The organism is Pseudomonas sp. GW821-FHT09E12 (genome assembly GCF_059416085.1).
In genome coordinates this window covers 419,849-445,929 of record NZ_JBWKOM010000001.1, presented here as the reverse complement: position 1 = coordinate 445,929, position 26,081 = coordinate 419,849, and the positions used below count along the sequence as shown (strand labels likewise).

Genomic DNA, 26,081 nt, shown 5'->3' with positions numbered 1-26,081 from the left:
GCCGAAGAACGCTCGAGCATGGACATGGACATTCCCGGCTATGGGATCGAGCGCGAGCTGGGCGAGGGCGCCATGGCCACGGTCTACCTGGCGACCCAGCGCTCGCTGGAGCGCAAGGTGGCGCTCAAGGTCATGGCCGCCGCGCTGGCCGCCGACCGCAGCTTCTGCGAGCGCTTCCTGCGCGAGGGCAAGACCCTGGCGCGGCTCTCCCACCCGCACACCGTGACCATTTACGACATCGGCAATGCCGGCCACTTCTATTACATGGCCATGGAGTACCTGCCGAACGGGACGCTGAAGGAACGGATCGCCGAGGGGCTCAGCCCGCAGCAGGGCCTGGTCTACCTGCGCCAGATCGCCCTGGCCCTGGGGTATGCCCATGCCCAGGGGCTGGTGCACCGGGACGTCAAGCCGGCCAATATCCTGTTCCGCGCCAACGGTTCGGCGGTGCTCTCGGACTTCGGCATCGCCAAGTCCCTGGAGGACAGCACCCAGTTCACCCAGGCCGGTTTCGCCGTGGGCACACCCAGCTACATGAGTCCTGAACAGGCCCGCGGCCAGCAGATCGACGGGCGCACCGATCTCTACGCCCTGGGGGTGGTGCTCTACGAGATACTCACCGGCAAGCTGCCCTATACCGGCAGCGACTCGCTGTCCACGGCCCTGGCCCACTTGACCGAGCCGCTGCCCGAACTGCCCATGACCCACGGCCGTTACCAGGGGATTCTGCGCAAGCTGCTGGCCAAGGACCCGGCCGAGCGTTTTGCCGATGCCGATGCCCTGATCGCCGCGCTGGACAACCTGCCGCCCGCCGGGCCGGCCGATGCCGAGGCGACGCAGATCCGCCCATTGCCGTTGCCCGCCGCGGCGGCCGCCGGCCAATCCGCGACGACCGGCCTGGGCGGGATGACGCCGGTTTCCCTGGACATGCCGCCGCTCGCTGCGCCAGAGCCTGAGCCAGCCGCCACGGCCAGATCCGAACAGGCCGCAAGCCTCGGTGCGGAGCCGCCGGCCGGGTCGCGCGGGCCGTTGCTGGCGCTGCTCGGTGTGGCGGTGGTCGGCGCACTGGCCCTGGCTGGCGGGGGCTACTGGTGGCTGCGCTCGGCGCCGCCGGCGGAACCGGAAAACGGTCAGGTCGAGGCCAAGAAAACGCCGGCTGGCGGCGGGGTGCAGGACTCGCCCGCCAAGACGGCCAGCGCAGCGCAACCGCCGCTGACGACGAACGCCGACGGCGGCGACCGGCCGCTGCTGATGCCGGGCAAGAAAACCCTGTTCCAGCGCGTGCTGAGCAAGCCCGGCGCACAGGTATCCAGCCAGCCGGGAGCGGCGCCCAGCGGTGCCGCGCTGCCGGCGTTCTCGGTGCTGTATGTCTATAAGCGCCAGGCGGTGGCGGGTGGCACCTGGCTGGAGGTCGGTGCCGCCAGCGATGGCCAGCGCGATGGCTGGTTGCTGGCCGAGCAGGTCAGCGACTGGAAGCAGAGCCTGGTGCTGAAATTCACCGAGCGCTCCGGTCGTTCGCCGGTCATGTTCCTGCGCGAAGCAAGCACCCTCGAACGGTTCCTGGCGGACACGGCCCAGGCCCGCGCGGCCCTGCACAAGGCGCAGAACGAAGGCAGCGTGGACCCGCAGATCGTCGCGCTGGAGCCTGTGGCCAGCGCCATTCCCCAGGACCAGTTCTACCTGCTGCCGATTTTCGAGGCCCGCGAGAGTTTCGATGCCGACGGTCAGCCGGTGCAACTGCTCAACGTGGCCTCCATCGACCCCGGCAATACGTCCCTGGGCAAGGCCGGGGGAGCGGCCAAGGCCGCCAGCGATGCCTTCCGCACGGCGATCGTGCTGGTGGTCGACACCTCGGTGTCGATGCAGCCCTACATCGACCGGGTGCGCCAGGTGGTGCAGGCGTTGCATCGGCAGATCGCCAGCCGTGGCGACCTGGACAGCGTCAGCTTCGGCCTGGTGGGGTTTCGCAGCAATGTCGAGAAAACCCCGGGCCTGGAATATGTGGCGCAAACCCTGGTGAGCCTGGAGCAGGGCCGCGATCCACAGCGCTTCCTCGAGCTGGCTGGCCAGGTCAAGGCCGCCCAGGTGTCCAGCCACGCCTTCAATGAGGATGCCTTCGCCGGTGTGATGGCGGCGGTCGAGGGCATGGACTGGAGTCCCTATGCCGGGCGGCTGATCCTGCTGGTCACCGATGCTGGCGCCCTGCGCAAGAACGATCCGCTGGGGCACACCCAGATGAACGAAGCCGAGGTGCGCGAAGCCGCCCTCAGTAAACGGATCAAGCTCTATGCGCTGCACTTGCGCACCGAGGCCGGTCGGAAAAACCATGACTTCGCCGAGCAGCAGTACCGCAGCCTGACGGCCGACGCCAACCCGCAGATCGGCGACCTGTACATTCCGGTGGCGGGCGGCGATGTCGGTCGCTTCGGCGATACGGTCGCCGAGATCGGCTCGGTATTCGCCGAACAGGTGCATCAGGCGCGCAACAACCAGCTGCCGAGCCTGCCGCCGCCACAGGGGGCACCGAGCGTCGCGAGCAAGGCCACGGCCATCGGCTACGCCATGCAAATGGACTTTCTCGGTCGCCAGTCGGCGGTCCGTGCACCGCAGCTGATCACCGCCTGGACCTCCGACCATGACCTGACCAACCCCTCGCTGCCGGCCTTCCAGGTCTGCGTGCTGCTGACCAAGCTGCAACTCAACGACCTGCAGCAGTCGCTGAAACTGATCGTCGACGCGGCCCGCCGTACCCAGACCTCGCCCAAGGATTTCTTCCAGGAAATCGCCAGCGCCAGCGCCCACATGAGCCGCGACCCGACGCGGTTGAAGCAGGGCGGCAACCTGGTCGAAGGCGGCATCCTCGGCGAGTACCTGGACGGCCTGCCGTATCGCAGCAAATCGCTGACCATGACCCAGGACCTCTGGCTGTCCCTGAGCGTGGCCGAGCAGCAGGACTTCATCGACGAACTGGAGTCGAAGATCCGCCTGTACGAGACCTTCCACAACGACAGCGCCAACTGGGTCCGCTTCGGCGAGGCCCAGCCGGGCGATGCCCTGTATCGCGTGCCCCTGGCGACGCTGCCCTGATGCTCAAGCTCAGGGATATCCGCAAGACCCGCGGCGAGGGACCACAGCGCTACAGCCTGGTGGTGCCCCAACTCGACCTGCGGCCGGGCCAGCGCCTGGCCCTGGTAGGTCCCAGCGGCAGCGGCAAGAGCACCCTGCTGGACCTGCTGGCCCTGGTGCTGTCCCCGGACCCGGGCGGCGTTTTCGAATGCCGCGCCGACGACCGTACGCTGGATGTCGCCGGGCTCTGGCGCAGCGGCCGCCAGGATGTGCTGGCCGGGCTGCGCAGCCGGGTCATGGGCTATGTGCTGCAGACGGGCGGGTTGCTGGGGTTTCTCGACGTGCAGCGCAACATCGGCTTGTCACGGGCGCTGCTCGGCCTGCCGGCCGATGCCACGGTCTGGCGCCTGGCCGAACAGCTGGAAATTGCCGACCAGTTGCACAAGCTGCCGGCGGCACTGTCCGTGGGCCAGCGCCAGCGGGTGAGCATCGCCCGGGCCCTGGCCCATGGGCCGAGCATCGTGCTGGCGGACGAGCCCACCGCCTCGCTGGACCCGCTGAACGCCGAACGGGTCATGCAACTGCTGGTGGCCCAGGCCGAGGAGCGCGGCGTGTGCATCCTGGTCGCCACCCATGACGAGGCGCTGGCCCGGCGCGTCGGGCTGCAGCTGCATCCCTTGCAGGTGCAGCGCGGCGCGGATGGCGGGGTCACCGCGACCCTGGCGGGAGGTGGCTGATGCGGCTTGCCCTGATGGCCCTGCTGGCCTGGCACGACTACCGCGCCGAGGTGCGCCTGTCGGTTTGCGCGGTTTTGGCCCTGGTCGCCGTGCTCGCGCCCTTGCTGGTGCTGTTCGGCCTCAAGTTCGGCCTGGTCACCACCCTGACCGAACGCCTGGAGCGCGACCCCGCGGTGCGGGAAGTGGTGCCCATGGGCGGCGGGCGCTTCAGCGCCCAGGCCATCGCCGAACTGGCCGCGCGTCCCGAGGTTGCCTTCGTCGTGCCGCGTACCCGACAGATCGCCGCAACCGCTGACCTCTACCCGGACTCGGCCGGCCAGGCGTTGACGGTCGAGATGATCCCCACCGCCGCGGGCGACCCGCTGGTGGCGCCCGCGCTGCTGCCCCAGGCGCCGGACCAGGTACTGCTCAGCCAGCGGGCGGCGGAGAAACTCGGGGTCCAGGGCGGCGACGTGCTGAGCGCCGCGTTCGGCCGTCAGGTCGGCGGGCGCCAGGAATACCAGCGCACCCGCCTGCGGGTGCAGGGGGTCTTGCCACTCGCGGCCTTCCCGCGTGATGCGCTGTTCGCGCCCCTGGCCCTGCTGGAGGCCGCCGAAGACTACCGCGACGGTCAGGCCTGGCCTGGGTACGAGCCACAAGCGAACACGGCGCGGGTGTATCCGGGGTTCCGTCTCTACGCCGCGGACCTGGACGGCGTGGAGCGCCTGCGCCGGTATTTCGCCGAGCGCCAGCTGGAAGTCGCGACCCAGGCCGGCGTCATCGCCCAGGTGCGCTCCCTCAGCCACAACCTGACCCTGGTGTTCTGGGTCATCGCCAGCCTGGCCCTGGCCGGGGCCTTCGCGGCCATGACCGCCAGCGCCCTGGCCACCGTCGAGCGCAAGCGCAGGGCCTTGTCGGTGTTGCGCCTGCTGGGTTTTTCGACCGGCGCCCTGATCGCCTTCGTCGTACTGCAGGCGCTGTACACCGGGGTGTTCGGCCTGCTGCTGGCCTGGGGCTTGTACGGCATGGCCGAAACCGGGCTGAACCGGCTGTTCGCACCGGCGACGGGGGAGTTCGCCTGCCGGCTGCTGCCGGTCCACTACCTGCTGGCCCTGCTGCTGACGCTGCTCTGCTGCCTGCTGGCGGCGGCCTCCGGTGGCTGGCGCGCGGCGCGGATCGAAGCATCGGAAGGGCTGCGCGATGTGTAACTGGCTGAGGGGCCTGGTCTGTCTGAAGGGCCTGGTCTGGCTGAGGGGCTTAGTCTGGCTGAGGGCTCTGGTCATGCTGGCGCTGGCCGGCGCGGCGCAGGCGCAGGACGCCCCTGCGGATAACCCGAAACCGCTGCCCGATGACCTCAGCCTGCCGCTGCCCTGCGAAGGCGAATTGGTGTTCCGCTATGTCTATGTCCTCGCCAAGGGCACCCTGGACGACCGTGAGGTCAATCTCGGCTACCCCTTCAGCGATGACGATCCGGGCTACCGGCAATCCTTCATCTCCGGTTACCGGCGCGACTACATCAACGGTCAGTTCGTCCTCGACGACCTGCCGGCCGACTGGCAAGCCAGAATCGCCCCGACCCTGCCCAAGAGCGAGGCCGACAGCCTGCTCAAGCCGATGTTCTATTTTGTCGGCAAATACGAGGTCACCGAGCGCCAATACGCCCTGGTCATGGCCCAGGAGGCGGCCTTGGCGGGACAGGGCGAGGCACCGGCCTGCGCCCCCATGAGCGACATGTCCGCGCGCTTGCCCAAGGTCAAGCTGTCGCGCCTCGAGGCCGAGCGCTTTGCCGCGGTGTACAGCGCCTGGTTGCTCAAGCACCACCGCGACCGGTTGCCGGTCAGCGGTCGCGGCAAAGCGGCCGAGGACGGCGGGATGGGCTTCGTCCGTCTGCCGACCGAAGTGGAGTGGGAATTCGCCGCCCGCGGTGGCCATGCGGTCAGCCGCCAGGCGCTGGAGGCGCGCTTGTTTCCGCGCAAGGTGCAAGGCAGCGACAGCGATGGCCCGCTAGGGGACTGGGCGGTGTTCAGCCAGGTCGCCGGGGGCACGGGGCAGGGCGCGCGGCTATTGCCGGTCGGGCTGAAAAAGCCCAATCCATTGGGACTGTTCGACGTGATCGGCAATGCCGCGGAGATGGTCCAGGAGTCCTTCCAACTGGTCCACGCCGGCCGCCGCCAGGGCAGTTACGGCGGTTTTGTGGTCAAGGGCGGCAACTACCTGGAAGGCGAGCTGACGCTGTTCACCGGCATGCGCCGCGAATACCCGCTGTTCGCCGCCGACGGCAGCGAACAGCGCAACGCCACCACCGGTTTCCGGGTGGCCCTGGGCGCGTTGTCGGCACCGCGCTCACGCTTTGATGAGCTGTTCGAGCAGTGGCAGAAGGAGGGCCGCCTGGCAGGCCTGACCGATGAAATCGAGGCTGCCGAAGACCCGACCCAATTACTCGATAGTCTCATCGCCAGCAGCACCGACCCGAACCTGCAGGCCCGCCTGGCGCGGGTGAACGAAGAGCTCAAGCGCAATGTGTCGCTGATCGCCCGGCAGCGCGAGGAGGCCGCAGGCAACCTGATCCAGTCGGCGGCCCTGGTGGCCGAGACCGTCAACAACTACAACATTCGCCTGACCAACCTGAAGAAGGATCGCGATCAGGCGCGGGCCTCCCAGGACGAAGCCACCGCCAAGCTCTATGAAACGGCCATCGCCAATGGGCGCAGTGCGCTCGAGGGGGCCCTGGCGATCTACATCGACAACCTGGCGACCGGAACGCGCTACACCGACGAGGTGATCCAGACGCAGTTCCAGCGGACCCGGGAAGAGCTCAATCACAAACCGGTGCTGGGAAAAAGCCTCATGGCCCGTGCCACGCTTTTCGTCAGGCATGTGGGGCAGTTTCGCCAGCAGCACCGAGCCGATCCGGAGACGATCCTGAAGGAGCTTCTTGCACCCTGAGCAGGGTGTCGGAACGGTCGTCGGTGGCGGCGAAGACCAGCTAGGCTGGATGTAGCGTCGGCAGGCTTCGCTCACGCTGGACGCAGCCCGCTCTGCGCGAAGCCGAAACGGAATTGACCCACAAAACAAGGAGAGACACGACCATGGATACTTCACTCAAGAACTGCGTTTCGATCCTGGCTCGTACCCTGCCGTTGCCTGGCGTGGCCTGCTGCGCCCTGCTGCTGAGCGGATGCGCGGGCTTCGGGGCTCCAAGCTCGAAGGTCGCGGCCCAAACCAAGGTCGAGTACTACCCGCAATGCTATGAGCCGGTCAGCCAGCTGCGCAGTTCCGACAAGTCGATGACCAAGTCGGTGGCCACTGGCGCCATCGCCGGTGGCCTGCTCGGCGGCCTGACCGGGGCCCTGGTCGGCAATAGCGGCGATGCCGGTCGCAATGCCCTGATAGGCGCTGCCGCCGGGGCTCTGGTCGGGGGCGCGACCGGCTACTACAGCGAACGCCAGAAGCAGATCAGCGACGACCGTGCGCGCATTGCTTCCTACGCCAGCGACTTCGACCAGAGTACCGGCGAAATCGACCGCAGCATCAGCTACACCCGTACCGCACAGAACTGCTACCAGCGTGAGTTCACCTCACTGCTCAATGCGCGCAAGGCGAAGAAGATCGGCGACAGCGAAGGGCGCCTGCGCTTGGCCGAGATCGTCAGCGGCCTGAAGGAAACCAACGAGCTGATGGCCGCCGTGGATGGGCGTGCCGGCGAGAGCATCGATGTCTACACCCAAGCCTATGAGAAAGACTTGCAGACGGTCGGTGTGCAACGCCAGGACGTCGCTCAGGTAGCCGCCGTGAAGCCGCCGGCCGCCACCGACAAGAAGGCGTCGACCCGCAAGAAGGCCAGCGCCAAGCCAGCGACGAAGACGAATGTGCCCAAGGAAGCCGTCACCACCGAGCGCACCTTGCAGCAAGCCACGGCCAAGCGTGCGGAAGGCCAGAAAATCGCTGCTCGTGGCCAGACCATGGTCAACGACGTGTGCAGCAACCCCGACATGGGTGACTGGGCACCGCCTGCCTGCTCGAAAGCCTGATGCGGGAAGGGGCAGCGGGATCCTGTCTATGGCCATCGCCGGCAGGTATCTGGCTCGTCACGTTGATCGCCTGGTCGAGGGCTCTGGTCAGGAAGTGACGGGCCTCTGTCCAACAGTGGTTTTAAGTCAAATTCTGTCTGTTTTTGGAGTCCTTGCTCATCGAACTAGGCATCACACTATAGGAGCATTGGCGACTCTTGATTGACGCCGTGGCGCAGCACCTGGGCGAGCATTGCGAACCCATCGTGGAGTGCCTGATCACCGCCAGAGGCGTTACTGACGCTCGCGCGGACGAATTGTGGAACTGTGCCTTTACCGATGCTGAATGCATCGGCGATCGAGATCAGGTGATTGCGCTGGCGTAGTGAGTGCTCGATTTCCGATGCGCGCCAGGGAGCCGGTACCTCGATCCAGAAGTGAGGGCTGTATTGATGGGTTCGGTAGGTCAGTCCTTGCAGTAGTTTTTCGACCGCCTGCTTACGGCGCTCCATTTCCGCTATCTGCTGATGCAACAGTGAGCGTGCAGTGCCATCTTCAATCCAGAGGCAGGCGATCTCATGGGGCAGTGGCGAGGCCATCCAGCAGCTGTTGCGAATCGCTGCGGCGTGGCGCCCTACCAATGCCTGCGGTACATGGACATATCCAGCCCGAAGCCCCGCGGCTACTCCTTTGCTCAAGCTGCTGATGATGATCCCGCGCTCAGGTGCGTACATGCTGATTGGTATTGGCCTGTCCTGCATCAGCACGCCATGGGTTTCGTCCTCGATGATCAGCACATTGTGTTCGCGGCATATCTGCGCAATTTCTTTACGGCGTTCGGGGCTGAGAATCGCTGTCGTCGGATTCTGTATCGTCGGCGTGCAGTACAAGGCGGAGACTCGATTGATGCTGCAAATCTCAGCAAGCGATGCAGGGATCAACCCTTCCTCATCCATTTCTATACCCAGGACCTTGATACCCAGAAATCGAGCGACGCTGATGAGGCCTGGATAGGTGAGGTGTTCTGTGACCAGCGTGTCTCCAGCACGCAGCATTGCAATGAGGACGGTCAGCAGGCCGTGCTGGCTGCCATTAACGCAGAGGATCTGCTCGGCCGATGACCTGAAGTTGCCATGCGCCAGCCATTGGGCGCCCGCTTGCCGGTGGCGCTGAATACCCGTATCTGGCGTGTAGAGCATCAATTCCTGCAGCCGCTCCACATCTCCTGACAACTGCGCCATCGTGCGCGCCAGCAGCGTGGCTTCCATTCCGGGGATGTGCATGTTGCGACTCATATCGTGGCATTCATCCGGCGCCTCGATGAAATTGCGGAAGCCGACATCGCGAGAACGTTCCTGCTCGCATGCACGAACAAAGGTGCCATCGCCCACCCGCGCCATGACCAGCCCCATGCGCTCCAATTCTGAATAGGCTCGACTGACTGTTCCGGCAGTAACGCCAATCTTGTCGGCAAGGATGCGATGTGGCGGAAGTTTGAGGCCTTGTCCGATAGCGCCGTTGTTGATGGCCTGCTCTATGCCCTGAGCAAGCCGCATGTACTTAGGCCCAGGGCCATCTCGTAGGGCATTCTTGAAGATTGAATCGGTGTCAATAACGGGTTTGACAGACATATTTTCCTCAAATTAACCTGATATCGAGTCAATGAGTTGAGTTGATAAGAATATTCTTGCGAATAAATCAGATCAATCTTAAAGAACTTACCTTAAGAGCCAAATAAAAACATGTCAATTAGCGTAGGTGTGCAGGATCAACCTGCAGCAGGGAGATGGATGGCGGGCTTGGTCACCACATTGCTCTTTCTTGTGGTTTGTCTCAGTTGGGGGACCACATGGCTTGGCATCAAGATAGCGGTGGAGAGCGTGCCACCACTGACATCTGCAGGTTTGCGTTTTTTGATCGCCTTTCCGCTGTTCCTCGGGTTTGCGTGGGTACGGCGCGAATCGATATTTTTCCCCCGCAAGAACTTCGGGTTTTTCATCTTCGTCACCCTGTGTTACTTCAGCTTGCCGTATTACCTGCTGAATTACGGCGAGCAGTATGTTGCTTCCGGGCTGACGGCACTTTTGTTCAGCAGCATGCCGGTCTTCATCCTGATCTTTTCGTCCATCTTCTTGAGAGAAAAGATATTTTTTTCGCAAGTTGTCGGCATAGCCATTGGCTTCGGCAGCTTGTTCATGATTATCAAGACACAGGGACTGCATCTCGATTACTCGGAGCTTTTCGGAGTGATCGCTATCCTGATCGCGGCGGTGATGCACGCTCTTTGCTATGTCATTACCAAGCAGAGAGGTGCCGAGATAGGGGTCATTACATTCAATACTCTACCGATCGGCATTGCCGGGCTGGGGCTGTTCATGACTGGCTTGGTGCTGGAGCATCCCGATCTTGCCAGCGTGACGCAGCGCTCCTGGCTGGCATTGACCTATCTCGGTCTGGTGGCTTCCGTGGGCGGCTTCATTGTCTATTTTTTCCTGCTCAAGCGCTTGAGCCCGGTCATTCTGTCGTTCGTATTCATCATCTTTCCAGTATTCGCCGTCCTTATCGGCGCCTGGTACGAAGGCACGCCCATCTCTCGACAGTTGATCCTCTATTCGATGCTGCTGCTGGCAGGCTTTGCCATCACCAAATTGCCGGTAGAACGGCTTCGCGGATGGCGCAGATAACCAATCTCTGGCCCGCAGCCCTCCGATCGAAATCAGCCGCTTGCAGATAGAAGCTCCTCCTCCCGCGTACCTGTTATCCGCTACGAGCACACCGCTGGTCATCGCAAGGCCGGCCGGCCAATCCAGTAACTAGACTCATCGGGATACCCAGGCGCTGCGCGCATTGCAGCTGTCGCTACCGACAATCGGATTCTCCAGGACGGAGCAGGTGTGCGGCGAACTTGTCGCGCGCCTGGAAGGCCTGTCCCGGCATCCCGCGGCGCCCCTGCAGCAGCCTCCTACAATCTGCCCACTATGGCGCCAAAAGCCCGTGCCAGAGCCCTCTGGTTTCCAAACTGCGGGGCGCTTGCGCGTGCTTGCCCGTCTGGCCGTTGCCGGGGGCATTGCGGGTGCCCGAGGCGATCCGGCCAATGGCTGCGCGCAGCTGTCCGGGGTGATCTAAGCTCCACAAAGGCTGGCCTTTCGAGCAGAGGTTTCAATGCAAAGCACACCAGAAAACAGTCTGAAAAATGCGTTGAAGGTCTGTAGAGACAGCTTTGTTTTCGTCGGCTTTTTCAGTTTCTTCATCAATGCGCTGATGCTGGTCCCGACCTTCTACATGCTTCAGGTGTATGGACGGGTGATGACCAGCGGCAGCCTGACCACCCTGACCATGTTGACGTTGATCATGACCCTGCTGGTGATCACCCTCGGCTCCCTGGAATGGGTTCGTTCGCGCATCATGGTCCGGGTCAGTACCCGGCTGGATGTGCTGCTCAGTCGTCAGGTCTACAAGGCCAGTTTCAAACGGGCCCTGGACAGCGGCGGCATGGATGCCTCGGCCCAGTCGCTCAACGACCTGACGGGCTTGCGCCAGTTTCTTTCCAGCAGCGGTCTGTTCGCCTTTTTCGACGCACCCTGGCTGCCGATCTATATCGCCGTGATGTTCCTGTTCCACCCCTGGTTCGGCTGGGTCGCGACGGGCAGCGCGTTGCTGTTGATAGTGCTCGCCTTCGTCAACGAGAAGCTCACGGGGCCGGTACTGGCCCAGGCCAACAGGGAGCATATCGGCGCGACCCTCCATACCACCAAGAACCTGCGCAACGCCGAAGTCATCGAGTCCATGGGCATGCTGGAAACCTTGATGGATCGCTGGGGGCGCCGGCAAAGAAACGTTCTGCTGCTGCAATCCCTGGCGAGCGACCGGGGCGGCATGGTCACCACGCTTTCGCGGACTTTCCGCCTGCTGGTGCAATCGCTGGTGCTGGGCCTGGGGGCCTACCTGGCGGTGGACCATCAGGTGGGGGCCGGCCTGGTGTTCGCCGGGGCCGTGCTGCTGGGGCGGGCACTGGCGCCCATCGACCTGATGATCGGCAGCTGGAAGGGCTTTATCGCGGCCCGTTCGCAGTACAACCGCTTGAATGACATCCTTGGCAAGCAACAGGCGCAACCCGAGCGTCTGTCCTTGCCCGCGCCTGAGGGCCAGGTGCAGGTCGAGAACCTGATTGTCACGGCACCAGGCTCCAGTACCCCGATCCTCAAGAACATCAGTTTCAGCGTACCGGCCGGTTGCGTGGTGGGCATCATCGGCCCGAGCGCCTCGGGCAAGTCGACCCTGGCCAGGGCGCTGATCGGCGTCTGGCCGCCGCAGCATGGGGTGGTCCGGCTGGATGGCGCGGACATCAGCACCTGGGACAAGCATGAGCTTGGCCCGTATATCGGTTACCTGCCCCAGGACATCGAATTGTTCGAGGGCAGCATCGGCGAGAATATCGCCCGCTTCGCCGAGATCGATTCGGCGAAGGTCATCCAGGCCGCCAGGACCGCTGGCGTCCACGAAATGATCCTGCTGTTGCCCGATGGCTACGACACCGTCATCGGCAGCGAGGGCTTCATGCTCTCGGCAGGGCAGCGCCAGCGCATCGGGCTGGCCCGCGCGCTGTACGGCAACCCGCGGCTGATCATTCTCGACGAACCCAATTCCAATCTCGACGAGGTCGGCGATCGTGCCCTGGCGGCCGCCATCGGGCAGATCAAGCACACCGGCGCGACCCTGTTCGTGATTACCCACCGCACCAACATCGTGTCGCAACTCGACCGGCTGCTGGTGATGAAAGCCGGGATGGTCGGCCTTTACGGGCCGCGTGAGGAAGTCCTGGCCGAACTCAGCGGGCAGCAACCGCCGGTACCCAAACATGCCGGGCCAGTACCGGTGATGACCAACGTGGCGTCGATCGATGCTCGCAAGGACGATGGCGGTGAATCCTATGCCTAGTCGTCAAATCGAAAGCTTTTCCGACCTACCGGTGTCCGATCGCAAGGCCCACCGCCTGGGCATGGGCATTGTCGGCGTGACCTTCGGCCTGTTCGGCACCTGGGCGGCACTCGCGCCCCTGGACGGTGCCGCCTACGCGCCGGGGGTGGTCACCGTGCAGACTTACCGCAAGACGGTCCAGCACCTGGAAGGCGGCATCGTCAAATCGGTGTTGGCCCATGATGGCGACATCGTCAAGCGTGACGATCCGCTGATCATCCTCGACGATGCCCAGCTGCGCTCCGAGTACGAGGCGACCCAAAGCCTGCTGATCGCGGCCAGGGCCATGGAGTCGAGGCTGATTGCCGAGCGCGATGGGTTGCCGGCGATCGACTTCGGGCCGATGAGCGATCCCGCCAGCGTGCGGGGAGAGGAGGCGCGCCAGGGTGAGACCCAGGTATTCAACGCACGGCGGGGCTCGCGGCTGGGCCAGATCGCGGTGCTGCGCGAGCGCATCGGCCAATTGCACCAGCAGATCAAGGGCCTGGAGTCGATGATCGCGGTCAAGGTGCGCCTTGAGAAATCCTACAGCGGCGAAATCGGTGAATTGTCCGACCTGCTCAAGCAGGGGTTCGTCGACAAGCAACGCCTGCTCGAGCAGGACCGCAAGCTGGGGATGCTCAGGTCGGAGGTGGCCGATCACCGTTCCACCATCGACAGGATCCGTCTGCAGATCAACGAAACCCAGTTGCAGATCCTCCAGGTCGACAAGGATTTCGATTCCGACGTGGCCAAGCAACTGGCCGAGGTGCAGACCAAGATCTACGACCTGCAAGAGAAGAACTCGGCCCTGGAAGACCGCCTCAGCCGTATCGTCATCCGCGCCCCCGACGCGGGCATGGTGATTGGCATGACGGTGCACACCATTGGCGGTGTCGTGCGTTCGGCGACGCCCTTGCTGGACATCGTGCCCTCGGTGTCGGAACTGGTCATCGAGGCCCAGGTGGCGCCGGTGGACATCGACCGTGTCGCCATCGGCAAGCGCGCCGATATCCGTTTCGGCGCGTTCAAGAGCTCGACCACGCCGGTGATCGAAGGCGAGGTCAGCAGCGTCTCGGCCGACCGGCTGACCAACGAAAAGACCGGGACCGCCTATTACCTGGCGCGGGTCCGGGTCACCGAGCACGGCGTGCGCACCTTGGGGGAGCGCAAGTTGTTGCCGGGGATGCCGGCGGACGTGTTGATCGTCACTGGGCAGCGCACGCTGTTGCAGTACCTGATGCAGCCGGCCAGGGATGTGATGTCTCAATCAATGATCGAGGAGTGATCCGTGGGAGCGTCGTCAATTCTGCTAGGGAGTGCATTCATGCTGGCAGCGGGGGCCGCCTTGGCGCAAACCGCTGCAGGAACATCAACCGGGGTCAATGCCTCGACCTATTCCACCGACCTCATGCAGCTGTACCGCGAGGCGCGGCTGGAAGATCCACAGGTCCTGGCCTCTTTTGCGCAAGCGCAGGCCGGCAAGGAACATCAACGCGAGGCGCTGGGGTCGCTGTTGCCGCAACTGTCGCTGAATGCCGGGGCGAACCGGATCCACCAGGAAAACGACCTGATACAGCAGCGCAGCTTCGATAGCGAAAGCTACAGCCTGGTGCTGCGCCAGTACCTCTACAACAAGGCCGCGTGGGAGAACTACCAGAAGTTCAAGAGCCTGGCCAAGCAGTCCGAGTCCGAAGCGCTGGACGCCCAGGCCGAGGCCGCGGTGGAGCTGGCGCGGCGTTACTTCACCGCGCTGGCGGCCGAGGATGAGCTGGAGCTGGTGAGGGCCGAGCGCCGGACCACGCAAAAGAGCCTGGACCGGGTCAACGCGTTGTACGAAAAGCAGATGGCGATGATTACCGACCAGCTCGACCTCAAGGCCCGGGTGGACCTGCTCGCGGCCCAGGAACTGGATGCCCGCAACCAGGCCCGCATCAGTCGCGAGGCGCTGGCGGAGCTCGTCGGCCGGCCGGTCAAGGAGAAGCTCAACCGGATTCGCGATGGCGCGCAACTGCGGGTTTCGGCGCAGAGCCTGGAGTCCTGGGTGCGCGATGGCATGGAGCTGAACCCGACGCTCAAGGCCAGCGAAAGCGGCGCCGAAGCTGCGAACGCAGCGTTGCGCAGTGGCAAGGGCGGGCACTATCCGACGGTGAGCCTGAACCTCAGCGCGCAACAGACCAACGAGGGCTACAACAATACCCTGGCGCCCCGCACCGACAGCTATGTCGCCGGTATCGGCGTTCAGGTGCCGCTGTACAGCGGTGGCTCGACCTCGGCGCGGGTCCGTGGGCTCTACCAGGACCAACTGGTCGCCGAGCAGCAGCTGGAAGCGATCCGGCGCCGGGTGGTCAAGGAGATCACCAGCGCCTACCTGACCGCCAATTCGAACGGCGAAAAGATCGACGCCAGTCGTTCGGCCCTGGCCTCGGCACAGCTGTCCAGGGTGGCGGCGGAGAAGGGGCTGAGCTACGGCATGGTCAACGCCGTCGATGTACTGACCAGCGTGCGCAACGAGTTCCGCGCCCGGCGCGACCTGCTCAAGACGCAATACGAGTTCCTCAGCAACGTCTTCACCCTCAATCGCTGGGCGGGAAAACCACCGGTCGAAAGTGTCGAGAATGTGAATGCCTGGCTGAGTCCCGGTAGCGCCGGCCAGGCCATGGGCGTTGGCATCGAGGACCAGGAGTAAAACGCCGGGGCATTTCTGCCCCGGCTGAAGAGTCGCTTGCGCAGAGGATCGGCTTGAGCCAGCGATCCATGGTGCTGCCGGATCCGTCGATAAATTGACGCTCTCATTACGTACAGGCTTATCTGCGCGCCATTCGTCTGTTACTTGACGAGCCTGGTTGGATCCGACTTTGCCCGCGGCTCGCTCGTGGCGAGCCTAAGAGCTTGATTTGCGGGGGATAGGGCGCCCCAGGGGAACCTCGGCCCAGCAGCCCGCACCAGGCTTGGGTCGAAGACCGACGGATGGGTTGGCAGGCAGCGCAGTGGGCTGGCCTAGACTCAATTGAGGGCTCGCGGACGCCCTGCGACACGTGCAAACTATTGATAGTTATTCTTATTTATGCCGTTTCGATAGCTTTGCCCGGCTGTGGGAAACCTCCGCAATTTCTGCCTGCACCCCGGGTCGCCAAGACCCGGGCGGGCACGTTTCAGAGCCTTTCGGCGCTCGCATCCGTCCTTCAAGAGCGAGTGGCCGATCAAGGAAGGCCAACGCGTATGAAGGTCATCGTTTTTCAAGGGGAGGCAGGAAGATCATGCCAGACCATACAAAAACGATACGCGTGATGCTGATCGATTGCCGCCCCCTCGTGCTTATGGGGCTCCATGATTTGATCAATGCGAGGAGGCCCCGGATGGAGGTGAGTGGCCAGGCCACCACCTACACCAATGCGCTGGACCTTGCCGATCAGCTGCGTCCCAATGTGATCTTTTTCAGTTTCTTTCCGGATGCGCTGAACCCCCTGGAGGTCGTCGCAGGGCTGACCCGCAGCCCGGAAATCAAACTGCTGGTGCTCAAGGGCCTGTACGAATCCGTTCCGGTTGCCCAGGTGATCGAGGCGGGCGCGCGCGGCATTGTGCTGGCGGAAGACCCGACGGAGTCGATCGTCCGGGCCATCATCAAGGTCCACCATTACGACGTCGGGCTGGACCGTGCCTGGTCCGGCGGGCTTTCCGGCTATGCCGCGACCCGGCATGTACCCGTGCGATGCAACCTGGAACAGGCGAAGCAGGCGCGGCTGACATTGCGCGAGCGGGAACTGATTCGCGCCATCGTCGGCGACCCGTCCGCCAAATACATGAGCATCGCCGAGCGCCTGGGCATCAGTGAGCACACCGTACACAACCACCTCAGCAACATTTATCAGAAGCTCAACCTGATCAACCGCATCGACTTGCTGATGTACGCGCTCAAGCACGGGCTCACCGATAATGAAGAACCGCCCGACTCCACGTGGGTGGAACTGAAATGAGCTGATCAAGACAAGCCAGCCCTGTGGCTGTCCTTGTCGCTGTCCAGGCTGCCCGGATCGAGGGTGATGCCGTTCTTGTCGTTTCCTGCCCCATGAATGCGCAGGCATGTCGCCGTGTTCTGTGAGCCTTGGGCTGCCTGGGCGTTTGGCGTGGAGGCGAGTGAGAGCGTTTCGGACGGTAGCGGCAAAAAAAAGCGAGGGTGGTTTCCAGGCCACCCTCGCTTTCATTCGCCTGTGCGAGGTTTCAGACGCTGCCCATCACAATGTCGGTATTGAGCAGATCGACTCCGACCAGGGTAATGGTCGTTATCTGTCCGCCCGTCTCGGCCACCGTCACGATGCTGTCGGCGCCGGCATTGTTGATCGACTGCACAACGGCCCCCGCGTCACCAATGAGCACCACTGCATCGCGCTGGCCGGCTCCGGCATCGAAGCCTGTGACCTGGTACTGGTTCTCGGCGGCCGACAGGTCGATGTTGAAGGCATCCCGTTCACCCGTGGTGCCCACCAGCCTGAAGTCGAAGAGCACGTCGGTCGTGTCGTTGGCGAACAGGTTGGCGTCGAACGCGCTGGTCGCCGTGTCGCCATCCTTGTCCGTCACCGTCGCGTTGAACGCCAGCTTGACGTCGCTGGCCAGGCTCTCGGTCTCGTGGGTGAACTCGATCGTCGGGATCTTGATCTCGCCCCGGGCCATCGTCAGCTGGACCGCATCGATCAACGATGTAGCCGATTGCTCGACGGTGAAGGACACCTGTCCACCAGCCTCTGGCGTCAGGGTATTGACCTCGATGAGGTTGGAGAAGGTGCCATCTTCGTAGAAGACCCTGTAGTACAGGTCCTCGGTGGCCGTGTTGTACCCGCCCACGGAGTTGTCGATAAACACCTTCATGCTTGTCAGCAGACTTTCCGGGTTGACCACGAAGCTTTCATCGGCCGCGCCGATTGCCGCCTGGTTGTCGCCCTGGAGCAGGTTGTTGGCGATGCCGATGCCAGCCGTGCTGACGTTCAAGGCCGCCGAGCCGATGTAGGACGGTAGCGGGTTGGTCTGCAACTGTGCTTCGGTAGGGTCGGACGCTCCAAGCCCGATACCGGTGAGGATGCTGTTCGCTCCGCTTGCCGGAGCCAGCGGGTTGGCGCCGAAGAACACGATATGCTCGCTGCCGATGGTCAGCGTACGCACCGGATCCGGGCCACCGGCATCCAGCGAGCCGTCGGCACTGCTGAGGACGATGGTCGAACGGAAGCCTTCCTCCAGATCCAGGGCATAGGTGCCATTGGCGTTGGCGGTCAGCGTGTAGTGGACGGTGGTGTTGGCCGTTGCCGCGTTGTTGTCGAAGTCACCGGTCAAGGTGCCCGCGAACTGATACGCGCCATTGGCGTCCGGTGACGGCGACTGCTCGACCAGCGTACCGGTGCCGGTGGTGGTCGTGTCGTCCGGCCGGACCAGGGTGAACTGGCCGTTCACCAGCGAGATGTCCAGGCCGGTCGCACCCAGCCCGTCGGCGCCGGCCGCCATATCCCAGTAGCCTTGTTGCGCGTGGTCGGTACCGGTGCCGATCAGGTTGCCGAAGGCCAGGGTCGGGGTGTCGTCATCGACGGTGATCACCAGCTTGTCGGCCGCGGCGGTCACCGTGTCGCCGTCCTTGTCGGTGGCTTGCAGCAGGGTTCCCAGGTTGATCGTCAGGTCGTTCTCGTCGTTGCCGGCCGCGTGATCCAGGGGCTGGAGCAGGCTGAAGGTGTAGGCACCCGCTACCGTCAGGCTGAGGGTGAACACGTCAGTCGCGCCGGCCTTGGCGGTCAGGGTGCTGCCCAGGACGCTGTAGGTCAGTGCCACTCCGCCGGAGCTCAGGGCTGGCAAGCCGCTGGTGTTACTCGACAAGGAGTAGCTCAGCGGTACGTCGGCCCCGGACTGGAAGATGCCGCTGACGTTGCCGCTGACCGTGGTGATCTCGCCCGGTACGTCGCCGATACCCCCGGCGATGCCATTGGCCAGGCCGTCCTCGTCGACGGTGCCGGCCGCGGCGGTGCCATTCGCCGTTGGCGTGTCGTCATCGACGGTGATCACCAGCTTGCCGGGCGCCGCGGTGACCGTATCGCCATCCTTATCCGTGGCTTGCAGCAAGGTGCCCAGGTTGAGGGTGATGTCGTTTTCATCGTTGCCGGCTGGGTGATCCAGCGGCTGCAGCAGGGTGAAGCTGTAGTCACCGGCGGCGCTGAGGCTGAAGGTGAACACATCGACGGCACCTGCCTTGGCCGTCAGGGTATCGCCCGCCACGCTGTACACCAGCGCCACTGCGCCAGACGTCAGGGCTGGCAGACCGCTGGTATCGCTCGACAAGGCGTAAGTCAGCGGTACGTCGGCACCCGACTGGAAGATACCGCTGATGCTGCCGCTGGTCGTGGTGGCTTCGCCAGGCACGTCACCGACGCCACCGGCAATACCGTTGGCCAGGCCGTCCTCGTCGACAGTGCCGGCCGCGGCGGTGCCATTCGCCGTTGGCGTGTCGTCATCGACGGTAATCACCAGTTTCTCGGCGGCGGCCGTTACCGTGTCGCCGTCCTTGTCGGCGGCTTGCAGCAAGGTGCCCAGGTTGAGGGTGATGTCGTTTTCGTCATTGCCGGCTGGATGATCCAGCGGTTGCAGCAAGGTGAAGCTGTAGGCGCCCGCGGCGCTGAGGCTGAAGGTGAACACATCGACGGCGCCGGCCTTGGCCGTCAGGGTATCGCCCGCCACGCTGTACACCAGTGCCACTGCGCCAGACGTCAGGGCTGGCAGACCGCTGGTATCACTCGACAAGGCGTAAGTCAGCGGTACGTCGGCACCCGACTGGAAGATACCGCTGACGCTGCCATTGGCCACGGTGGCCTCACCGGCCACGTCACCGACGCCACCGGCAATACCGTTGGCCAGGCCGTCCTCATCGACGGTGCCGGCCGCGGCGGTCCCGGCGGCGGTTGGCGTGTCGTCATCGACGGTAATCACCAGTTTCTCGGCCGCGGCGGTCACGGTGTCGCCATCCTTGTCCGTGGCCTGCAGCAGGGTTCCCAGGTTGAGGGTGATGTCGTTTTCATCGTTGCCGGCTGGATGATCCAGCGGTTGTAGCAAGGTGAAGCTGTAGTCACCGGCGGCGCTAAGGCTGAAGGTGAACACATCGACCGCGCCAGCCTTGGCCGTCAGGGTGTCGCCAGCGATGCTGTAGACCAGTGCCACTCCACCCGAACTCAGGGCCGGCAGGCCACTGGTATCGCTCGACAGGGCATAGCTCAATGGCACGTCGGCCCCGGACTGGAAGATAGCCGTCACGCTGCCGCTGGCATTGGTGGCTTCGCCAGCCACGTCACCCACACCACCGGCGATGCCATTGGCCAGGCCGTCTTCATCGACAGTGCCGGCCGCGGCAGTTCCGCTTGCGGTTGGCGTGTCGTCATCGACAGTAATCACCAGCTTGTCGGCAGTGGCGGTCACCGTATCGCCATCCTTGTCGGTGGCTTGCAGCATCGCACCCAGGTTGAGGGTGATGTCGTTTTCATCGTTGCCCGCTGGATGGTCCAGAGGCTGCAGCAGGGTGAAGCTGTAGTCACCGGCGGCACTGAGGCTGAAGGTGAATACATCGGTTGCGCCGGCCTTGGCCGTCAGCGTGTCGCCGGCGACGCTGTACACCAGCGCCACTCCACCGGAGGTCAGGGCTGGCAGACCGCTGGTATCATTCGACAAGGCGTAAGTCAGCGGTACGTCGGCGCCGGACTGGAAGATACCGGTCACACTGCCGCTGGCATTGGTGGCTTCACCGGCTACGTCACCCACACCACCGGCAATACCGTTGGCCAGGCCGTCTTCGTCGACAGTGCCGGCCTCCGCGGTTCCGGCGGCTGTAGGTGTGTCGTCATCGACGGTGATCACCAGTTTCTCGGCCGCGGCCGTCACGGTGTCGCCATCCTTGTCCGTGGCTTGCAGTAGTGTGCCGAGGTTGAGGGTGATGTCGTTTTCATCGTTACCGGCCGGATGATCCAGCGGTTGCAGCAGGGTAAAGCTGTAGTCACCGGCGGCACTGAGGCTGAAGGTGAATACATCGGTTACGCCCGCCTTGGCCGTCAGGGTGTCGCCGGCAACGCTATAGACAAGGGCGACTCCGCCCGAACTCAGCGCTGGCAGGCCGCTGGTATCACTCGACAAGGCGTAAGTCAGCGGTACGTCCGCCCCGGACTGGAAGATGCCCGTGACGCTGCCGTTGGCCGTCGTCGCTTCACCCGCCACGTCGCCGACGCCACCGGCGATGCCATTGGCCAGGCCATCCTCGTCGACGGTTCCGGCCCCAGCGGCGCCATTCGCCGTTGGCGTGTCGTCATCGACGGTGATCACCAGCTTGTCGGCCGCGGCCGTCACGGTGTCGCCATCTTTATCCGTGGCCTGGAGCAGGGTTCCCAGGTTGAGACTGATGTCGTTTTCATCGTTGCCCGCTGGATGATCCAGCGGTTGCAGCAGGGTAAAGCTATAGGCGCCTGCGGCACTGAGGCTGAAGGTGAATACCTCGGCCCCACCCACGCCCGCATTCGCGGTCAGGGTGTCGCCCGCGACGCTATAGACCAGCGCCACTCCGCCGGACGTCAGGGCTGGCAGGCCACTGGTGTCGCTCGACAAGGCGTAAGTCAGCGGCACGTCGGCACCGGACTGGAAGATGCCAGTCACACTGCCGCTGGCCGTCGTGGCTTCGCCAGCCACGTCACCGACACCACCGGCAATACCATTGGCCAGGCCGTCTTCATCGACAGTGCCCGCTTCGGCGGTGCCGGTGGCGGTTGGGGTGTCGTCATCGACGGTAATCACCAGTTTCTCGGCGGCAGCCGTCACCGTGTCGCCGTCCTTGTCGGTGGCTTGCAGCAAGGTGCCCAGGTTGAGGGTGATGTCGTTTTCATCGTTGCCCGCTGGGTGGTCCAGTGGCTGCAGCAGGGTGAAGCTGTAGGCGCCCGCTGCACTGAGGCTGAAGGTGAATACCTCGGCCCCACCCACGCCCGCATTGGCGGTCAGGGTGTCACCCGCGACGCTGTACACCAGCGCCACTCCGCCCGAGCTCAGGGCTGGCAGACCGCTGGTATCGCTCGCCAAGGCGTAAGTCAGCGGTACATCGGCACCCGACTGGAAGATACCCGTGACGTCGCCGCTGGCGGTGGTGGCCTCGCCAGCCACGTCGCCGACGCCACCAGCGATGCCATTGGCCAGGCCGTCTTCATCGACAGTGCCCGCTTCGGCGGTGCCGGTGGCGGTTGGGGTGTCGTCATCGATGGTGATCACCAGTTTCTCGGCGGCAGCCGTTACCGTATCGCCGTCCTTGTCCGTCGCTTGCAGCAAGGTGCCCAGGTTGAGACTGATGTCGTTTTCATCGTCGCCCGCCGGGTGATCCAGCGGCTGCAGGAGGGTAAAGCTGTAGGCACCTGCGGCACTGAAGCTGAAGGTGAATACCTCGGCGCCACCCACGCCTGCATTGGCGGTGAGGGTGTCACCGGCGACGCTGTACACCAGCGCCACTCCGCCGGACGTCAGGGCTGGCAGGCCACTGGTATCGCTCGACAGGGAGTAAGTCAGCGGCACGTCGGCACCGGACTGGAAGATTGCAGTCACATTGCCGCTGGCCGTGGTGGCTTCGCCGGGCACATCGCCGACACCACCGGCGATGCCATTGGCCAGGCCGTCTTCATCGACGGTTCCAGCTTCGGCGGTTCCGGTGGCGGTTGGCGTGTCGTCATCGACGGTGATCACCAGTTTCTCGGCCGCGGCCGTTACCGTATCGCCGTCCTTGTCCGTGGCTTGCAGCAAGGTGCCCAGGTTGAGGGTGATATCGTTTTCATCGTTGCCCGCTGGATGGTCCAGCGGCTGCAGCAGGCTGAAGCTGTAGTCACCGGCGGCGCTGAGGCTGAAGGTGAATACATCGACCGCGCCGGCCTTGGCCGTCAGGGTGTCACCGGCAACGCTGTAGACCAGCGCCACTCCGCCTGAACTCAAGGCTGGCAGACCGCTGGTATCACTCGACAGGGAGTAAGTCAGCGGTACGTCGGCTCCGGACTGGAAGATCGCCGTGACGCTGCCGCTGGCCGTTGTCGCTTCGCCAGGTACGTCGTCCACACCACCGGCAATACCGTTGGCCAGGCCATCTTCATCGACGGTGCCGGCTCCAGCGGTGCCATTCGCGGTGGGGGTGTCGTCATCGACGGTGATCACCAGTTTGTCGGCCGCGGCGGTTACCGTGTCGCCATCCTTGTCGGTGGCTTGCAACATCGCGCCCAGGTTGATCGTGATGTCGTTTTCATCGTCGCCCGCCGGGTGATCCAGCGGTTGTAGCAGGGTGAAGCTGTAGGCGCCCGCCGCGCTGAGGCTGAAGGTGAATACATCGACCGCGCCGGCCTTGGCGGTCAGGGTGTCACCTGCGACGCTGTACACCAGGGCCACTCCGCCCGAACTCAGGGCTGGCAGGCCGCTGGTATCGCTCGACAGGGCATAGCTCAGCGGTACATCGGCCCCGGACTGGAAGATGCCCGTGACATTGCCGCTGGCCGTCGTTGCTTCGCCCGCCACGTCACCGACACCACCAGCGATGCCGTTGGCCAGGCCGTCCTCATCGACGGTTCCAGCCTCGGTGGTTCCGGCGGCGGTGGGCGTATCGTCATCGACGGTGATCACCAGTTTCTCGGCGGCGGCCGTCACCGTATCACCGTCCTTATCCGTGGCCTTCAGCAAGGTGCCCAGGCTGAGGGTAATGTCGTTTTCATCGTTACCGGCTGGATGGTCCAGCGGTTGCAGCAGGGTAAAGCTGTAGTCACCTGCAGCATTGAGGCTGAAGGTGAATACATCGGTTGCGCCGGCCTTGGCGGTGAGGGTGTCGCCGACCACGCTATACACCAGCGCCACTCCACCGGAGGTCAGGGCTGGCAGGCCGCTGGTGTCGCTCGACAGGGAGTAAGTCAGCGGTACATCGGCCCCGGACTGGAAGATCCCGGTGACGGTGCCGCTGGCCGTGGTGACCTCGCCAGGCACGTCGCCGACACCGCCGGCAATGCCATTGGCCAGGCCATCCTCATCGACGGTTCCGGTCGCGGCGACGCCGGTCGCGGTGGGGGTGTCGTCATCGACGGTGATCACCAGTTTCTCGGCCGCGGCCGTCACCGTATCACCGTCCTTATCCGTGGCCTTCAGCAGGGTGCCCAGGTTGAGGGTGATGTCGTTTTCATCGTTGCCCGCTGGATGATCCAGCGGTTGCAGCAGGGTAAAGCTATAGGCACCGGCGGCGCTGAGGCTGAAGGTGAACACATCGACGGTGCCCGCCTTGGCGGTCAGGGTGTCGCCCACCACGCTGTACACCAGTGCGACGCCGCCGGAAGTCAGGGCCGGCAGGCCGCTGGTGTCGCTCGACAAGGAGTAAGTCAGTGGCACATCGACGCCGGACTGGAAGATGGCGGTCACGCTGCCGCTGACGCTGGTGACCTCGCCAGGCACGTCGCCGACACCGCCTGGGATGCCATTGGCCAGGCCGTCCTCATCGACGGTGCCGGCCGCCGCGGTCCCGGCCGCGGTCGGTCCATCGTCCTCGAAGATCATCTTCGAGCCGATTTCGGTGGTGATCGTGGAGGGGTGGCGCAGCGAGAAACCACCGATATCGAAGTCGGCGTGGTTATCGCCCCTGGCGTTGACGGCGGCCCCGTTCTCGATCAGCACGCGGTTGTGATTCGCGCTGGTGGTGTATTCGATCTGGTAGCCGGCCTTGACGCCGGTGATGGTGGCCACGCCGCCGGTAAAGCTGATGGCAATGTTCGGATCGTTCACCGAGCCGTCGGAGTTCTCGATCACCAGCCCGGTGCTTTTATCGAAGATGCGCACATTGGTGATGGCCACCGACGTATCGTTCGCATAGCCGTTGACGAAGTTCACGCCGCTTTCAACCGCAGTGCTGTAGGCACTGATCTTGACCATCGCGGTCTTGCCGCCTTGCAGCTGCACGACATCGAAACTGGCCGTCGTCGCATTAAACATCGCGGTGTAGTCGATATTGGCTTCGACGTCGGCTTCGTTCTGGCTCAGGTTGGGAACGGTCACATCCAGCCGGGCGCCGGTGACAAAGGTCAGGCGGATGCCTTCCTGTTCCACGATCATCTGGTTGTTGGTACCAATGGTGGTCGGGCCACCGCCCTGGCTGGTATTGACGGTGTCACCGGTGTTGATGTTGGCGCCCGATGACTGGTCCGCAGGGTCTTTACCGGTGGCGATGATCGTCGGATCGCTGACCCGCAACACACCGCCGTCGTTGACCACCGTCGGGTTCGACCCCGTGAACATCAGGAACAGGTTCTGCCCGGAGGGGGCGTTGGTCAGGTCGAATCCGTCCTTGAGGGTGCTGACGAACACCTTGTCCAGCAGGCTGAGGGCATCGTCCGGGTTACTCGCGTCCGGGTGCTTGAGCGGTTGATATTCCACGGTCCAGATCTTGCCGCCGCTGACTGGCGATCCGGTTTCCTCGATATAGGCGGCGAACACGATTGCGCCGGCAGGGCCTCCGGCCCGGCCCAGCAGGATGTTGTTGTTGGTATCGGTATACAGCAGGATGCTGGTGCCATCGAGGGTATCCAGCCCGCTGTCCAGGCCGTTGAGCGCCGCGCCCAGGCTGTCGGTGAACTTGATATCGAGGATGTTGGTACCGGGCGTCAGGTTGAGGGTGAAGGCATTGCTGCCGGTGTTGCCCACGGCACCGGTGTAGCCACTCAAGGCGGCGTCCATGGCGGTACCGACGCCAAGGGCGCTCAGGCGGGTGGCGAAGGTCGAGGGCAGGGCGGACAACAGGATGTCATTGTCGTTAGCGTCTCCCGCGGGGCTTGGCGTGGCGGTGGCGTTCTGCAATCCGCTGGTTTCGTCCAGGGTCACGCTCGCACCGGTCACCAGGATGGACGAGGCGCTGCTCGCCTGGGCAGTGCTGACGGCCAGCGTGTCGGCGCTGGGGAACACGGGGTAGAGAGCGGTACTGGTGTCAGCGCTCAGGTCGTTCGTGGGGGATGGGGTTTTTTTAGAAATAGTCATGACATTCTCCCGGGCAATTCCAGTCGTTGAGGCCGCACCTCGGCCCTCTGTTAGCAGATACAACCACTATGGGGATGTCGCGCAGGTTGCGCATTGGCCGATACTCCCAGGCAGGATGGGAGTTTCAGCCTATTCAGGAAGTGACGCGGGATAAGGCGCAGCAGTGCTCGCAAACAGGACCCTGAGGGGGGCTTCAGGGGTAGCCCGCGATGGCGGCCACAGGCCGTCGTCGAGCGGCTCGACGGGCTGCTCGAGCGCTCGCCGCGGTTCTCATATGGGCGCGCAAAAAAAAGCGCGG

At 64.1% G+C, this 26,081-nt stretch carries 12 protein-coding genes; 10 read left to right on the top strand and 2 right to left on the bottom strand.

Annotated elements, in window-relative coordinates; translation table 11 throughout:
• Positions 1-18: 18 nt before the first annotated feature.
• The 5 genes from AC07PQ_RS02090 (at position 19) to tagQ (ending at position 7,813) form a co-directional block, all read left to right on the top strand.
• Positions 19-3,087: a serine/threonine-protein kinase gene (locus AC07PQ_RS02090; protein WP_493184864.1), complete on the top strand. Its 3,069-nt coding sequence runs from the start codon at positions 19-21 to the stop codon at positions 3,085-3,087.
• Positions 3,087-3,803 carry an ABC transporter ATP-binding protein gene (locus AC07PQ_RS02085; protein ID WP_493184596.1) on the top strand — a complete coding sequence of 239 codons (717 nt, stop codon included), beginning with the start codon at positions 3,087-3,089 and terminating at the stop codon, positions 3,801-3,803. Before AC07PQ_RS02090 ends, AC07PQ_RS02085 begins: the two co-directional genes overlap by 1 nt.
• Positions 3,803-4,990 (top strand): ABC transporter permease, encoded by a 1,188-nt coding sequence (locus AC07PQ_RS02080; protein WP_493184597.1) that lies wholly within the window; start codon positions 3,803-3,805, stop codon positions 4,988-4,990. The genes AC07PQ_RS02085 and AC07PQ_RS02080 overlap by 1 nt, the downstream gene beginning before the upstream one ends.
• A gap of 73 nt (positions 4,991-5,063) precedes the next feature.
• Entirely contained in the window at positions 5,064-6,728 is a 1,665-nt protein-coding gene (locus AC07PQ_RS02075) for a formylglycine-generating enzyme family protein (RefSeq protein ID WP_037035649.1), read from the top strand.
• Positions 6,729-6,871: 143 nt separating this feature from the next.
• On the top strand, positions 6,872-7,813 hold the full coding sequence (tagQ, locus tag AC07PQ_RS02070; RefSeq protein WP_493184598.1) for a type VI secretion system-associated lipoprotein TagQ: 942 nt from the start codon (positions 6,872-6,874) through the stop codon (positions 7,811-7,813).
• 176 nt (positions 7,814-7,989) lie between these two features.
• Here tagQ and AC07PQ_RS02065 read toward each other — a convergent pair whose 3' ends face one another.
• Complete coding sequence (locus AC07PQ_RS02065) at positions 7,990-9,423, bottom strand: aminotransferase-like domain-containing protein (protein ID WP_274303651.1); 1,434 nt, start codon at positions 9,421-9,423, stop codon at positions 7,990-7,992.
• 159 nt (positions 9,424-9,582) lie between these two features.
• On the opposite strand from AC07PQ_RS02065, the gene AC07PQ_RS02060 reads away from it, so the two are divergent.
• The 5 genes from AC07PQ_RS02060 (at position 9,583) to AC07PQ_RS02040 (ending at position 16,725) form a co-directional block, all read left to right on the top strand.
• A complete protein-coding gene (locus AC07PQ_RS02060) occupies positions 9,583-10,476 on the top strand; it encodes a DMT family transporter (protein ID WP_101338305.1) in 894 nt (297 codons plus the stop codon).
• A gap of 478 nt (positions 10,477-10,954) precedes the next feature.
• Positions 10,955-12,730 (top strand): type I secretion system permease/ATPase, encoded by a 1,776-nt coding sequence (locus AC07PQ_RS02055; RefSeq protein ID WP_493184599.1) that lies wholly within the window; start codon positions 10,955-10,957, stop codon positions 12,728-12,730.
• A complete protein-coding gene (locus tag AC07PQ_RS02050) occupies positions 12,723-14,036 on the top strand; it encodes an HlyD family type I secretion periplasmic adaptor subunit (RefSeq protein WP_037035651.1) in 1,314 nt (437 codons plus the stop codon). Before AC07PQ_RS02055 ends, AC07PQ_RS02050 begins: the two co-directional genes overlap by 8 nt.
• Before the next feature lie 3 nt (positions 14,037-14,039).
• Positions 14,040-15,437 (top strand): TolC family outer membrane protein, encoded by a 1,398-nt coding sequence (locus tag AC07PQ_RS02045; protein WP_037035653.1) that lies wholly within the window; start codon positions 14,040-14,042, stop codon positions 15,435-15,437.
• 571 nt (positions 15,438-16,008) lie between these two features.
• Positions 16,009-16,725 (top strand): response regulator transcription factor, encoded by a 717-nt coding sequence (locus tag AC07PQ_RS02040; protein WP_037035655.1) that lies wholly within the window; start codon positions 16,009-16,011, stop codon positions 16,723-16,725.
• Between the two features lie 244 nt (positions 16,726-16,969).
• Here AC07PQ_RS02040 and AC07PQ_RS02035 read toward each other — a convergent pair whose 3' ends face one another.
• Positions 16,970-25,783 carry a T1SS-143 repeat domain-containing protein gene (locus AC07PQ_RS02035; protein ID WP_493184600.1) on the bottom strand — a complete coding sequence of 2,938 codons (8,814 nt, stop codon included), beginning with the start codon at positions 25,781-25,783 and terminating at the stop codon, positions 16,970-16,972.
• Positions 25,784-26,081: the final 298 nt, after the last annotated feature.